The organism is Umezawaea sp., assembly GCF_036375055.1.
GTDB lineage: Bacteria > Actinomycetota > Actinomycetes > Mycobacteriales > Pseudonocardiaceae > Umezawaea.
This window is the reverse complement of record NZ_DASUSQ010000006.1, coordinates 115,249-128,943: the sequence shown is the minus strand read 5'-3', so window position 1 is coordinate 128,943 and position 13,695 is coordinate 115,249. Positions and strand designations below refer to the sequence as shown.

General features: G+C 71.5%; 10 protein-coding genes. 4 read left to right on the top strand and 6 right to left on the bottom strand.

The annotated features are described in order from the left end of the window. Nucleotides 1–35: 35 nt before the first annotated feature. On the top strand, nucleotides 36–1,037 hold the full coding sequence (locus VFZ92_RS02175; protein ID WP_330873966.1) for a LacI family DNA-binding transcriptional regulator: 1,002 nt from the start codon (nucleotides 36–38) through the stop codon (nucleotides 1,035–1,037). 153 nt (nucleotides 1,038–1,190) lie between these two features. Here VFZ92_RS02175 and VFZ92_RS02170 read toward each other — a convergent pair whose 3' ends face one another. Further along, the gene (locus VFZ92_RS02170) at nucleotides 1,191–2,180 is read right to left on the bottom strand and encodes a LacI family DNA-binding transcriptional regulator (RefSeq protein WP_330873947.1); all 990 of its coding nucleotides are present in this window, start codon (nucleotides 2,178–2,180) and stop codon (nucleotides 1,191–1,193) included. A gap of 183 nt (nucleotides 2,181–2,363) precedes the next feature. On the opposite strand from VFZ92_RS02170, the gene VFZ92_RS02165 reads away from it, so the two are divergent. Further along, on the top strand, nucleotides 2,364–4,049 hold the full coding sequence (locus tag VFZ92_RS02165) for a carbohydrate-binding module family 20 domain-containing protein (RefSeq protein ID WP_330873946.1): 1,686 nt from the start codon (nucleotides 2,364–2,366) through the stop codon (nucleotides 4,047–4,049). A 537-nt stretch (nucleotides 4,050–4,586) separates the two neighbouring features. Here the strand turns inward: VFZ92_RS02165 and VFZ92_RS02160 are convergent. Further along, on the bottom strand, nucleotides 4,587–5,072 hold the full coding sequence (locus tag VFZ92_RS02160) for a hypothetical protein (protein WP_330873945.1): 486 nt from the start codon (nucleotides 5,070–5,072) through the stop codon (nucleotides 4,587–4,589). A 717-nt stretch (nucleotides 5,073–5,789) separates the two neighbouring features. On the opposite strand from VFZ92_RS02160, the gene VFZ92_RS02155 reads away from it, so the two are divergent. Further along, nucleotides 5,790–7,451 carry an NPCBM/NEW2 domain-containing protein gene (locus VFZ92_RS02155; RefSeq protein WP_330873944.1) on the top strand — a complete coding sequence of 554 codons (1,662 nt, stop codon included), beginning with the start codon at nucleotides 5,790–5,792 and terminating at the stop codon, nucleotides 7,449–7,451. On the opposite strand, the gene VFZ92_RS02150 is transcribed toward VFZ92_RS02155, so the two are convergent. Continuing rightward, nucleotides 7,438–8,808: an MATE family efflux transporter gene (locus VFZ92_RS02150; protein ID WP_330873943.1), complete on the bottom strand. Its 1,371-nt coding sequence runs from the start codon at nucleotides 8,806–8,808 to the stop codon at nucleotides 7,438–7,440. The two genes, VFZ92_RS02155 and VFZ92_RS02150, sit on opposite strands and share 14 nt — an antisense overlap. Before the next feature lie 7 nt (nucleotides 8,809–8,815). Beyond that, entirely contained in the window at nucleotides 8,816–9,820 is a 1,005-nt protein-coding gene (locus VFZ92_RS02145) for an aminoglycoside phosphotransferase family protein (RefSeq protein WP_330873942.1), read from the bottom strand. Between the two features lie 172 nt (nucleotides 9,821–9,992). Here VFZ92_RS02145 and VFZ92_RS02140 point away from each other — a divergent pair, with 172 nt between their 5' ends. Continuing rightward, nucleotides 9,993–11,627, top strand: coding sequence for a glycoside hydrolase family 13 protein (locus VFZ92_RS02140; RefSeq protein ID WP_330873941.1), 1,635 nt, complete (start codon nucleotides 9,993–9,995; stop codon nucleotides 11,625–11,627). Here the strand turns inward: VFZ92_RS02140 and VFZ92_RS02135 are convergent. Both VFZ92_RS02135 and lexA read right to left on the bottom strand, forming a co-directional pair. Next, nucleotides 11,589–12,833, bottom strand: a complete 1,245-nt coding sequence (locus tag VFZ92_RS02135; RefSeq protein ID WP_330873940.1) for a DUF4032 domain-containing protein — start codon at nucleotides 12,831–12,833, stop codon at nucleotides 11,589–11,591. The two genes, VFZ92_RS02140 and VFZ92_RS02135, sit on opposite strands and share 39 nt — an antisense overlap. A gap of 162 nt (nucleotides 12,834–12,995) precedes the next feature. Continuing rightward, nucleotides 12,996–13,646, bottom strand: a complete 651-nt coding sequence (lexA, locus tag VFZ92_RS02130; protein ID WP_330873939.1) for a transcriptional repressor LexA — start codon at nucleotides 13,644–13,646, stop codon at nucleotides 12,996–12,998. Nucleotides 13,647–13,695 lie beyond the last annotated feature (49 nt).

Genomic DNA, 13,695 nt, shown 5'->3' with positions numbered 1-13,695 from the left:
GAAAATCGATGCGCTTCGACGACGAGGAGCACGCCATGGTCACGATCCACGAGGTCGCCCGTTCGGCGGGCGTCGCGCCCAGCACGGTCTCGTACGTGATCAGCGGCAAGCGCTCCATCTCGCCGAAGACGAAGAGGCTCGTCGAGGAGAGCATCCGCAGGCTCGGCTACCACCCGCACGCCGGGGCGCGCGCGCTGGCCAGCAGCAAGACCAGCGTGCTGGCGCTGGTCGTCCCGCTGCGCACCGACCTCAACGTGGCCGTGGTGATGCAGTTCGTCGCCTCGGTCGTGAAGGCGGCGCGCGACCACGACCACGACGTCCTGCTGCTCACCAAGGACGAGGGGCCCGCCGCGCTGCAACGGGTCGCGTCCTCGGCCCTGGCCGACGCGCTCATCGTCATGGACGTCGAGAGCGACGACCCGCGCGTGCCGATGCTGCTCGCGCTCGACCGGCCGGTGGTCCTGATCGGCGCGCCGGACTCCCCCTGCGGGCTGCCGTGCGTGGACCTGGACTTCACGGCGGCGGGCGCGGTGTGCGTCGCGCACCTGGCCGACCTCGGCCACCGCTCGATCGCGCTGGTCGGGCCCTCGCCCGCCGTCTACCGGCGCGGCACCAGCTACGCGGCCCGGTTCCTGCGCGGCTTCACCGACGCGGCCCGCGCCCGCGGCGTGAAGGCCGTGCCGCGGTCGTGCAGGCACTCCTACGAGGCGGTCAGCTCGGGCCTGGACGATCTGTTCGCACAGCACCCCGACGTCACGGGTCTGGTGGTGCACAACGAGGCCGTGCTGCCCGCCGTGCTCTCGGACCTGCGCCACCGGGGCCGCCGGGTGCCGCAGGACGTGTCGGTCGTCGCGGTCTGCCCGGACAGCATGGCCGAGAACCACCCGGTCGCCCTCACCACGGTCGCGATCCCGGCCGACGAGGTCGGCGCGCTCGCCGTGGAGATGACCGTCCGCAGCCTGGGCGGCCACACCGGCGCGGAGACCCGTCTGCTCGCCCCCCGGCTGACCGTGCGCGACAGCACCGCGCGCGCCTGAGCAGCACCCGTCCGAGGACGTCGCGCCACGAGCGCGACCGGAGGTCGTCCGCGGCGGGACGACGGGGCGGCCACCGCGGCGTTCGCGGTGCCCGTTCCGCACGAGCTGCCGGAGGCGTCCCCCGTGGACGGTGCGGGCGTTCTCCTCGACGGTCTAGCGCCGGGCGCCGGTCGACCCGCGCACCACCAGCTCCGGCTGGAACACGAACTCCGCGTGCGGGGCCGGGGTACCGCCGATCTCCTCCATCAACGCGCGCACGGCCGCCTGGCCCATCGCGTCCACGGGTTGACGCAGCGTGGTCAGCGGCGGGTCGGCGAAGACGATGAGCGGTGAGTCGTCGAACCCGACGACGGACACGTCCCGCGGCACGTGCAGGCCGCGGTGGCGGGCCGCGCGGATGGCGCCGAACGCCATCAGGTCGCTGCCGCACACCACGGCCGTGCAGCCCTGGTCCAGCAGCGCGGTGCCCGCCGCCTGGCCGCCCTCGACCGTGTACAGCGAGTGCTCCACCACCAGCTCGGCCGCCGGTCGGGCGAGGGTGAAGCCCTCGACCATGCGCTGGGTCGGGACGTACCGGGGCGGGCCGACGGCGAGGCCGATCCGTTCGTGGCCGAGTTCTACCAGGTGGGACACGGCGAGGCGGGCGGCGGAGCGGTGGTCGACGGAGACGAACGGCGCGGACACCTTGTCGGTGTACCCGTTGACCATCACGAACGGCACCCGGCGGCCCGCGAGCTTCACGTACCGGTCCATGTCGGCGGTCGTGTCGGCGTGCAGGCCCGCGACGAACACGATGCCCGTCACGCCGTGGTCGACGAGCAGTTCGGTCAACTGGTCCTCCGACGAGCCGCCGGGGGTCTGCGTGCACAGGACGGGCGTGTAGCCGTCCCTGGTGAGCATCTGCTCGATGACCTGCGCGAACATCGGGAAGATCGGGTTCGTCAACTCCGGGATGATCAGTCCGATGAGCCCCTGGCTGCGTTGCCGCAGCTTGGGTGGCCGTTCGAAGCCGAGGACGTCCATCGCGGCCACGACGGCCTGCCGGGTCGAGGACGAGACGCCCGCCTTGCCGTTGATCACCCGGCTGACGGTCGCCTCGCTGACGCCTGCCTGGGTAGCGATGTCACTGAGCCGAGCTGTCACACCCGGTGACTCTACGGGCGCGCGAGCCCGCCGGTCATGATCGGCGGTGCCGGGAGGTACGGGGTCGTTGGTCCGCACCGCCGAGTCCGTGCCGCCGAACCTGCCGAAAGTGTTTGCAGACGTTTTCAGAAACTCGTGCAACTGGTATGACGTAGAGCACACCCTGCACAGCAAGGAGACACCGTGGTCCCCTCAGCTCGCAGGGCCGTGCTCGTCGTGGCGGCCCTGCTCACCAGCGCGATGCTCATCCCGGCGGCCACCCCCGCCGCCCAGGCGACCCCACCGGGCGCCAAGGACGTGACCGCGACCCTGTTCCAGTGGTCGTTCGACCGCGTCGCCACCGAGTGCACGACCGTCCTCGGCCCCGAGGGGTACGGGTTCGTCGAGGTCTCCCCCGCGTCCGAGCACATCCAGGGCGGCCAGTGGTGGACCTCCTACCAGCCGGTCAGCTACCGGATCGCCGGACGGCTCGGCACCGAGGCCCAGTTCCGGAACATGGTCAACACCTGCCACGCCGCGGGCGTGAAGGTCATCGCCGACGCGGTGGTGAACCACATGTCGGCGGGCTCGGGCACCGGGACCGGCGGCACGAACCACTCGAAGTACAACTACCCCGGCTACTACGGCGACCAGGACTTCCACTCCTGCCGCAGCCAGATCAACGACTACCGCAACCGCGACAACGTGCAGAACTGCGAACTGGTCGGCCTGTCGGACCTGAACACCGGCAGCGACCACGTCCGGGGCACCATCGCGGCCTACCTGAACAACCTCATCTCGATGGGCGTGGACGGCTTCCGGATCGACGCGGCCAAGCACATCGCCGCCGCGGACATGTCGGCCATCAAGTCCAGGCTCAGCAACCCGAACGTCTTCTGGGTGCACGAGGTGATCTACGGCGCGGGCGAGGCCGTCCAGCCGGGCGAGTACACCGGGTCCGGCGACGTGGACGAGTTCCGCTACGCCTACGACGTGAAGCGCGTCTTCACCACCGAGAAACTGGCCTACCTCACCAACTTCGGCCAGTCGTGGGGCTACCTCCCCGGCAACCAGGCCAGGCCGTTCGTGGACAACTGGGACACCGAGCGCAACGGCTCCACCCTGAACTACAAGAACGGCTCCACCTACACCCTGGCCAACGTGTTCATGCTGGCCTGGCCCTACGGCGCGCCGCAGGTGTACTCGGGCTACGAGTTCTCCGACAACGACGCGGGCCCGCCCGCCGCGGCCCAGTGCTACAGCAACGGCTGGAAGTGCCAGCACAAGTGGCCGCAGATCGCCAACATGGTCGGCTTCCGCAACGCGGTGGCGGGCACGGCCGTCGCGAACTGGTGGGACAACGGCAACAACGCCATCGCGTTCAGCCGGGGCAACCGGGGTTTCGTCGCCATCAACAAGGAGTCCTCGGCGCTCACCCGCACCTTCCAGACGTCGCTGCCCGCGGGCACCTACTGCGACGTCCAGCGCGACGGCTGCACGGCGTCCTACGCGGTCGGCTCCAACGGCCAGTTCACCGCGACGGTCGGCGCGGGCGAGGCCATCGCGCTGCACGTCGGCGCGACCGGCGGCACCGATCCGCAGCCCGGCACCGGCTCGGCCGCGTTCGCGGTCAACGCCGCGACCACGGTGGGGCAGAACGTCTTCGTCGTCGGTGACCACGCGGCGCTGGGCTCGTGGAACCCCGCGGCGGCCGTCGCGCTGTCCCCGGCGACCTACCCGGTGTGGAAGGCGTCGGTGTCGCTGCCCGAGGGCACCGCGTTCCAGTACAAGTACCTCCGCAAGGAGTCGAACGGCGCCGTGACGTGGGAGAGCGGGGCGAACCGCACCGCCACCTCCCCCGCCACCCTGAACGACACCTGGCGGAACTGACGGCCCGGTGACCTCGTCCGTCCCCCTCCGACGGACGAGGTCACCGCCTCACCCCTGGTCACGTTCGCGGAGCCCTCGCCGCGCACCTCCCTGCGGACGTCAGGGAACAGCCGGACCAACAACGAGGTAGCAGCAGACCTCAACCTCCCCCTGAGCAGAATCCAAGACGAACCAACCCCCCGCAACAGAGCGGAAACAGCAGCCTGGCACGGAAAAACGGCACAGTGCACTAAGCCCGCCAACCACCGCACAAGAGCCAACGTCTTTCCCGAAACCCGTGGCCGATTTCACTCGGGGGATTTACTCCTTACAACAGTAGATCGGGCAGGGTGACACCACCTGCCCTTGAGCCCGATCACAGGGGCGAATCGAGGGGTGCCCGAATCAAATCGGCCACCCAGGCCGGGACTGGCGGTTACCCGATCCCCTGGGACTTGTGATTACCCGATCCGACGGGACTGACAGCTACCCGATCCGACCGGGCCAGCAGCCACCCGATCCGAAGGAACTCAACCATCCCTGGGGACCAACAGCCACCTACTCCATCAACCCGACAACCATCCGCCCGACGATCAACAACAAAGCCCCCAACACCATGCTGACCAACACCCACGGCGAAACCCCCACCGTTCCCCCATTGACGATCCAATGCCCGAAGAACCCGGCGAACCCGTTCACCACCAACAAACACCCGCCCACCATGACCCCTTGCCCACCCCGGATCACAGCACGGCTCCACCGGTCACGATGCCCGACCTCCTCCCCTCCACGCCCCCCGAACGCCTTCCTCATGGAGAAGTGCAGCAGCACCCCGACCCCAACGGTGATGAAAGACCCAACGGCGGCCAACACCGGCCACTGCCCGAACCCGGAATCACCGAGGCCGTCGACGAATACCCCCACCGTGCCCGCGACACCCAGCAGAGCACCGAGCGCCATGAACCCGACGGCGACCCCGAGCACAACGCGATCGCGCTGAACGCGCCGGATCACCGACCGTTCATCGTCCGAGCCAGCGGTCATCCCCCCAGGGTGCCGCCCACAACGCCACCCTCACGCCGTCCAAACGAGCGATCCTGACCACCGAACTCGCCCCAATGGAAAATCCACCAAACCCATCGTCACCGAGCACCAACCGCCGAGGTGGAGCACCCCCGACGACCGCTCCCACCACAGCCTCCGCCCCCACCGCGGATCATCGGACCGCACACCGTCCCGCTCCACCACCGCCGAGTTCACCGAATCCAACAAAGGCCAGCAATCCGACACCGCCTCTCGCACCGGCCCAGCGGCGAAACCGGAGTACGCATTCATGCGGAAAGCCACCGGCTCCGCCACGAGCACCTCGACGCCCCACTCGAACGACTTCCGGGAACCGCACACCCCGCACAGGCACCGCACCCGCGGCAGCGCGCGCACCCGCACAGGCACCGCACCCGCGGCAGCGTGCGCACCCGCACAGACACCCCCGCCTGTCCGAGGACCGCACTCCCCGCGCGAACACAGCACCCGATCCGCACCCCACGAACCACCACGCCCGAACGCACACCCCGCACGGGCACCGCGCACCCCACGAAGGCACCGCCGCCTCACCGCGCACCCCTCCCGCCGGGAACGTTCCCACGACCACCACGGCCAGGAATCCCCCGATCCGCCCTTGACCGCCTCCTTCTGTTCGGGTCCGATGATTCTGATCGATTTTGTGATCAGTGTTGTTAGATTCCGAAGGATTGAGGCTGCATGAACCACGCGACGAAGCGTCGTACAGCACTCGGCTCCGCCCTGCTCGGACTGCTCACCGTGATCGGATCCGTCGTCGTCCCCAGCACCCCCGCCGCCGCGCTGGAGAACGGCCTGGCCCAGACACCCCCGATGGGCTTCAACAACTGGAACTCCACCCACTGCCGCGCCGACTTCAACGAGCAGATGGTCCGCGGCATCGCCGACCTGTTCGTCTCGCGCGGCCTCAAGGACGCCGGGTACACCTACGTCAACCTCGACGACTGCTGGGCCGAGCCGAACCGCGACGCGAGCGGGAACCTCGTGCCGAACCGGACCCGCTTCCCCAACGGCATCAAGGCGGTCGCCGACTACGTGCACGGCAAGGGCCTGAAGTTCGGCATCTACACCAGCGCGGGCACGAAGACCTGCGACGCTCAGGGGTTCCCCGGCGGCATCGGCCACGAGCAGCAGGACGCGAACCTCTTCGCCTCCTGGGGCGTCGACTACCTGAAGTACGACAACTGCGGCGACCACCTCGGCCAGAGCGCCCAGCAGCGGTACACGACCATGCGCGACGCCCTGCGCGCCACCGGCAGGCCCATCGTGTTCTCCATCTGCGAGTGGGGTTCGAACGCGCCGTGGGACTGGGCGCAGCCCGTCGGCAACCTCTGGCGCACCACGGGTGACATCGAGGACACCTGGGGCAGCATGCTGAACATCTTCAAGGCCAACGTGCAGCGGTCGACGGACTCGCAGCGCGGGGCCTGGAACGACCCGGACATGCTGGAGGTCGGCAACGGCGGCATGACCGACACCGAGTACCGCAGCCACTTCACGCTCTGGTCGATGATGAACGCCCCGCTGCTGATCGGCGCGGACCTGCGCGGCGCGAGCGAGGCGACGTACGCGATCCTCACCAACCGCGACGTGATCGCGCTCGACCAGGACGGCCTCGGCGTGCAGGCGACGGAGATCGCCGACGCGAACGGCCTGCACGTGCTGACCAAGCCGCTGGACGACGGCGACGTGGCCGTGGCGCTGTTCAACGAGAACGGCTCGACCGCGACGATCAGCACGACGGCCGCCGCCGCGGGTCTCGGCAACGCCACCTCCTACCGCCTGACCGACCTGTGGTCGAAGGCGGTCACCACGACGTCCGGCACCATCAGCGCGTCGGTCCCGGCGCACGGCACGGTGGTCTACCGAGTCAGCCGCGCGGGGGCGTTCGCCACGCCGCCGCCCGGCACGACGCAGGTGTCCGCGCTGTCGGCGAGCCTGGCCGCCAGCGCCTACGGGCCGGTGGAGGTCGACCGCAGCAACGGTGAACGGGCGGCGGGTGACGGCCGCACCCTGACCATCGGCGGCACGGCCTACGCGCGCGGGATCGGCGTGCACGCCCGCAGCGAGGTGCGCTACCACCTCGGCGGCCGGTGCACGAGCTTCCAGGCGTGGGTGGGGCTCGACGACGAGACCGGGGACAACGGCAGCGTGACGATGGAGGTGTGGGCCGGGGGCAGGCAGATCGCCACCAGCGGTGTGGTGCGCGGCACCGACGGGGCCAGGCGGATCACGGCCGACGTGACCGGTCAGCAGTACGTGCACCTCGCCGTCCTGCCCACTGTGGACGGTGCCAGGTACGACCACGCGGACTGGGCGGACGCCACCGTCACCTGCGCCTGACGCCACGGACGTCCGGGGGTGGCCGCCACGCCGCACGGCCACCCCCGAGCGCCCGCAGGATCGCCAGCGCCGCCGCGGCGGCCACGAGTTCGGCCACCGGGAAGCTGATCCACAGCCACCCGACGCCGAAGAGGCTGAACACGAGCAGGACCGGCACCCGCACCACGACGATCGACCCGGTCGAGAGCGCGTACGACGGGAGCGCGCGGCCGATCGCCTGGAAGTAGGCCGACACGAGGATCGCGATCCCCGCGAGGGGGTACGCGAGCGCCAGCACCCGCAGGGCGCCGGTGGCCGCGCCCCGCACGGCCGGGTCGTCGGTGAACACCGCCACCAGCGGTCCGGCGGCGACCAGGACCCCCGCGCACGCGAACGTTCCGCAGACCAGCGAGGCCCGCAGGGCGAGGGTGCGCGTCCGGTCGACCCGGTCGGTCAGGCCCAGCCCGGCGTTGTAGCCGATCAGCGGCTGCATCCCCTGGGAGATGCCGAGCTGCGGCATCAGCACGAACGTGCCGATGCGGGCGCAGATCGCGTAGGCGCCCATCAGCACCGGCCCGCCCAGGACCACCAGCAGGTTGTTGACGAGCGCGACGACCAGCGTGGAGCCGAAGCCGCCGAGGAAGGACGGCGCGCCCACGGCGACCAGCCGCCGCAGGGTGGGCCAGTGGGGGCGCAGGTCGGCGGCGGTGACGCGGTACGGGCGGTTCCGCTGGACGAAGAAGAACCACAGGCTCATGCCCATCGACACCGCCTGGCCGCCGACCGTGCCCAGCGCGGCCCCCCGCACGCCCAGGCCGAAGCCGAAGATCAGCACGGGGTCGAGCACGATCTGGCAGAGCACCGGGACGACCCACAGCATCGTGGAGAACCGCATCCGCCCCTCGGCGCGGACCAGGCTGGAGAACCCCGTCGCGGTGATCGCCCCCGCCAGGACGACCACCCCGTACTCGTGGGCGTACCCGCGGGTCTCGTCCGTCGCGCCGAGCAGCGTCAGCAGCGGGTCGAGGAACACCAGGCCCGCCACCGTGATCACGAGCGCCGTCGCCCAGTACACGACGAACGCCGTGCCGGTCGCCCGCGCGGCCTGCCGGAGGTCGCCGCGCCCGAGGCTGCGGGACACCAGCGACGCGCCGCCCACGCCGACGGTCGTCGTGACCGCGCCGAGGACCATCAGGACGGGCGCGACCAGGTTGACCGCGGCGAACGCGAGGGCACCCACGCCGCGGGACACGAACCAGGCGTTCGTCAGGGCGTAGATCCCGTAGGTGGCGACGGAGATCGTCGACTGGAACGAGGAGCTCCACAGCAGGCGCCCGATCGGCCGCGTGCCGAGCGCGGCGGCCTGGTCGCCGGTCAACCGGCCGTCACCGCCGGACGCCGAACGTCTCCACCAGCGCGTCCAGCTGGGCGCGGGAGAAGTCGTACTGCGACGGGTCGGTGTGCCCGCGGTACACGGTCTCGACGACCATGACCAGCAGCAGGTGCAGCGTGTAGAGCTTGCGCCGCGTCAGCTCGGCGGGGGTCGACGGCGCCCAGCCGTACCCGCGGACGAAGCTCGCGGAGTCGCCGGGGAAGCTCTCCAGGCTGTCCGCGGCGAACCCGCCCTCCATCAGCGGGTCGCCGTAGAGCGCGCGCTCGTGGTCGATGATGCCCACCAGCGCGCCGTCGCGGACGATGGCGTTGCCGTCCCACAGGTCCCACTCGACGAAGACGGGCTCGGTCACCTCGTCGAGGCTGTCGGCGCGGTCCGCGACGATCTTCCGGAAGACGGCGTAGTCCCAGCCGAGGTCGACGGCCCGCCGCTCGCCGTCGCGCAGCACGTCCTCGACGATCCCCGTGAACACCCGCCGCCACGTCGCCCCCGGTTCCCCGGTCCCCAGCAGCGGGCCGAAGTGGTCGCCCGGCACGGTGTTCAGCTCGCGGTTGGCCACCCCGATGGCCTCCCAGTAGGCGTCCCGCTCCTCCTCGGTCAGGGTCTCCCCGATGACGCCGAAGTTGTCGCCGTCGACGAACTCCATGAAGAAGTACTCCGCGTCGCACAGCTCGCGGCTGTCGTCGTGGAAGTGCACGGCGGGCACCGGGACACCGGTGCGCTCGCGGACGAGGGCCAGCGCGGCCACCTCCGTGCGCATCAGGTCGCGCTCGTAGGTCATCACCTCGACGCCCCGCGGCGGAGCGATCTTGAGCACCACGCGCTCACCGTCGCGCAGGCGGATCCGGTAGGCCACGTTGAACCAGCCGTTGGTCAGCTCCTCGGCCCAGTCGTCGCCCTCGGGCGCCCGGTCCTCGCCGTAGGCCCGCGCGACCATGGCGCGCAGCACGGCGGTGGACTGCCGGTTCTTGGTGATGCTCTCGGTGACGGCGCCCATGTCGGTGCTCCTTCGAAACCGCGGCCGGGAGGGCCGGTCCGCCGACGAACCTACCGCGAACGTGGGAGCGCTTCCACACCGTTGTCGCACGCGGTGCCGACGAGCGCGGAGCCGCGCGCCGGCGCACCATCGAGGACGGCCGGGTCTGACGGGAAGAGGGGCGGGGCACGAGGTGGCTCAGCGGGAGTGGTGGCGCAGCGCGGTGATCTACCAGGTCTACATCCGCAGCTTCGCCGACGGTGACGGCGACGGGCTCGGCGACATCACCGGGCTCCGCTCCCGGCTGGACCACATCGCCGACCTCGGGGCGGACGCGCTCTGGATCAACCCGTGGTACCCGTCGCCGATGGTCGACGCGGGGTACGACGTGAGCGACTACCGGGCCGTCGAACCCCGGTTCGGCACGCTCGCCGACGCCGAGCACCTGATCGCCGAGGCGCACGACCGCGGCCTGCGGGTGCTGCTGGACATCGTCCCGAACCACACCTCCTCCGAGCACCCGTGGTTCCGCGAAGCCCTCGCGGCCGGTCCCGGCTCGCCCGCCCGCGACCGCTACCTGTTCCGCCGCGGCCGGGACGACCTGCCGCCGAACGACTGGCGCAGCGTGTTCGGCGGCCCGGCGTGGACGAGGGTCGCCGACGGCGACTGGTACCTGCACCTGTTCGACCCCGCCCAGCCCGACCTCGACTGGGAGCACCCGGAGGTGCGGGCCGACTTCGCCGACACGCTGCGGTTCTGGTTCGACCGCGGCGTCGACGGGTTCCGCATCGACGTGGCCCACTCGCTGATCAAGGAGCCGGGACTGCCCGACGTCGGCGAGCAGCGCTACCCGCCGAGCCGGGTCGAGGTGGAGGGGCAGCTCGTCCGCGCACCGTGGACCGCGCACCCGCACTGGGACCGCGACGAGGTGCACGAGGTGTACCGGGAGTGGCGCGCGCTGGCGGAGGAGTACGACCCGCCGCGGATCTTCGTCGCCGAGGCGTGGGTCGACGAGCCCGAACGGCTCTCGCGGTACCTGCGGCCCGACGAGCTGCACACGGCGTTCAACTTCGACTACCTCACGACCCCGTGGCGGGCGGCTGACCTGCGCCGCACCATCGAGGAGACCCTGGAGGAGCACGCCGCCGTGGGCGCGCCGCCGACCTGGGTGCTGTCCAACCACGACGTGGCCAGGCACGTGTCGCGCTACGCCCGGCTGGAGCAGGTCGCGGGCAGGGGCGTCGGCGGGTCGGCCGCCGACCTCGCGCTCGGCCTCCGCCGGGCCCGCGCCGCCGTGCTGCTCACGCTGGCGCTGCCCGGCGGCGCGTACCTCTACCAGGGCGAGGAACTGGGGCTGCCCGAGGTGGAGGACCTGCCGGTCGAGGCGTTGCAGGACCCCACCTGGCAGCGGTCCGGCCACACCGACCGGGGCCGTGACGGCTGCCGCGTGCCGCTGCCGTGGTCGGGCGTCGCTCCCCCGTACGGCTTCGGTCCCGGACCCGCGACGTGGCTGCCGCAGCCCGCCGACTGGGGCCCGCTGTCGGTGGCCGCGCAGACCGGCGACCCCGCGTCGACGCTGGAGCTGTACCGGACGGCGCTGGGGCTGCGCCGCGCCACCGGGGCGCTCGGCGACGGCTCGCTCCGGTTCCGCGACGACCTCGGGCCCGACGTCCTCGCGTTCGACCGCGCCCCCGGCTTCACCTGCGTCGTCAACACCGGCACCGAACCGGTCCCGCTGCCCGCCGGAGGACGGGTCCTGCTGGCCAGCACCGTCCCGGCGCCGACCGACCTACTCCCCGGCGACGCCGCCGTCTGGATCGTCGAGTAGCTCGCCGCGCACGGTCTCGGTCCCGTCGCCGTCCACGGTCTCCAGGTACGAGCGGACGGCGGCGGTGGTGCCGATGTCGCGGCCCGCCCGCTCGGACTCCAGCCACCGGTGCTCCAGCACCTCGTGGAAGATCTCCGCCGGTGCCCGCCGCCCCGTCGGGTCGGGCGGGATCGCGTCCACCACCGGCCGGTACACCTCGTTGAGCCAGTGGTGGCCCGCCGTGGTCTCGGCGACCGGCCTGCCGTCGCGCTGCTCCAGGTACGCCCGGAAGGACCGGAGGTCGTTGAGCAGCCGCCGCGCCTGCCCCTCCTGCACCTCCAGCCCGGTCAGCCGGAACAGCTCCCGCCGGTGCTGACCGGGTTCGGCCACCCGGATGTCCACCCGCAGCCGAGCACCGTCCGGCGAGGTCACCAGTTCGACCTCGCCCACGTCGAAACCCAGGTCGTTCAACCGCCGCAGCCGCTCGGCCACCCGGTAGCGCTGCTCGTCGAGGCGGAACACGTCCTCGTGCGTCACCTCGTCCCACAGGTCCGCGTACCGCGCGGGCAGCGCCTCGGCCACCTCGATCGGGTCGATCCCGGCGGGCAGCAGACCGCCCGCGCTGAGGTCCATCAGCTCTCCGGCCACCTTCTCGGCGGCCAGGTCCACGTCGTACTCGCGCCGCGCGGTCGACAGGCTCGGGTGGCGTTCCGCGGTCTCGGCGTCGACCAGGTAGGCCGCCAGGTTGCCCGCGTCCAGCCGGAACAGCGTGTTCGACAGCGAGCAGTCACCCCAGTAGATCCCCGCCAGGTGCAACCGGACGAGCAGCTCCACCAGCGGGTCCAGCAGCCGCTCGACGGAGTGCTCCAGCCGGGGGCTGGAGAACAGGTACCGGTAGGACATCGAGTACTCCAGGTACCGCGTCACCAGGATCGCCTGCTGACCGCCCGGCCGGTCCACGCACAACCCGAGCACCGAGACCGACGGCAGCCCGTCCTCCTCGAACCCGGTCAGCAGCGAGTACTCCCGGCGCGCCAGGGCCTCCGATATCTCCTTCAGCGCGTACACGGCACCGTCGCTCGCGACGAACCGCACCACGTGCCGCGAGATCCCCCGCTGCGGCACCTCCAGCAGCAGGCTCGGGTCCCACTCCTCCAGCGGCTGCTCCCACGGCAGGGCGAGCAGGCCCGCGGCGTCGCCCGCGGGCGGGCGGAACAGGTAGCGCATCGGCCGCTCCAGGTCGTGACCACCGAACCGCGTCCCGCACACAGTGCGCCATCGGCGGCTTGGAGTCCAGGACCACCGCCCGGTGCTCGGCCCGGTCCGGGCCGAGGCCCGCGCTCATGCCGCTGCCCGCCTGCCGCCGGTCACCACGTCCAGGCCGCGGCGTCAGACGCTGCGCAGCACCGAGGCGACGACGCCGAGCACGACCGCCTCGTCACCGTCGAGCACGGGGTAGGCCGGGTTGCGCGGTTCGAGGTACACGTGGCCGCCGCGGCGCCGGTACACCTTCACCGTGGCCTCGTCGTCGATCATCGCGGCGACGATCTGGCCCGAGTGGGCCTCGGACTGCTGGCGCACCACGACGATGTCGCCGTCGCAGATCGCCGCGTCGACCATCGAGTCGCCGCGCACGCGCAGACCGAACACGGTGCCGCGCCCGGTGATCCCGCGCGGCAGCGACAGCACGTCGTCGACGTGCTCCTCCGCCGCGATCGGGCTGCCCGCGGCGATGTGGCCGACCACGGGAACGGACACGGAGTCGTCCGAGCCGCCGCGCTCCGGCTCCTTCAGGAACGCGCGCACGTCGATCGGCCGGGACACCGACTCGCCGCGGCGGAGGAAACCCTTGTCCTCCAGGCTCGCCAGGTGCTTCGACACCGACGAGGACGACCGCAGCCCGACCGCCTCGCCGATCTGCCTGCTGCTCGGCGAGTACCCGTGCCGCACCGACCAGTCCCGGATCGCGACGAGTATCCGCTGCTGGCGCTCGGGCAGGGCGGAGGCGTCGAGGTCGTCGAACTCGTCGTAGGCGGTCACGCGGCGAATGGTAGAGGTCGACTCCGACGGTCACGGCACCGGTGGGCGC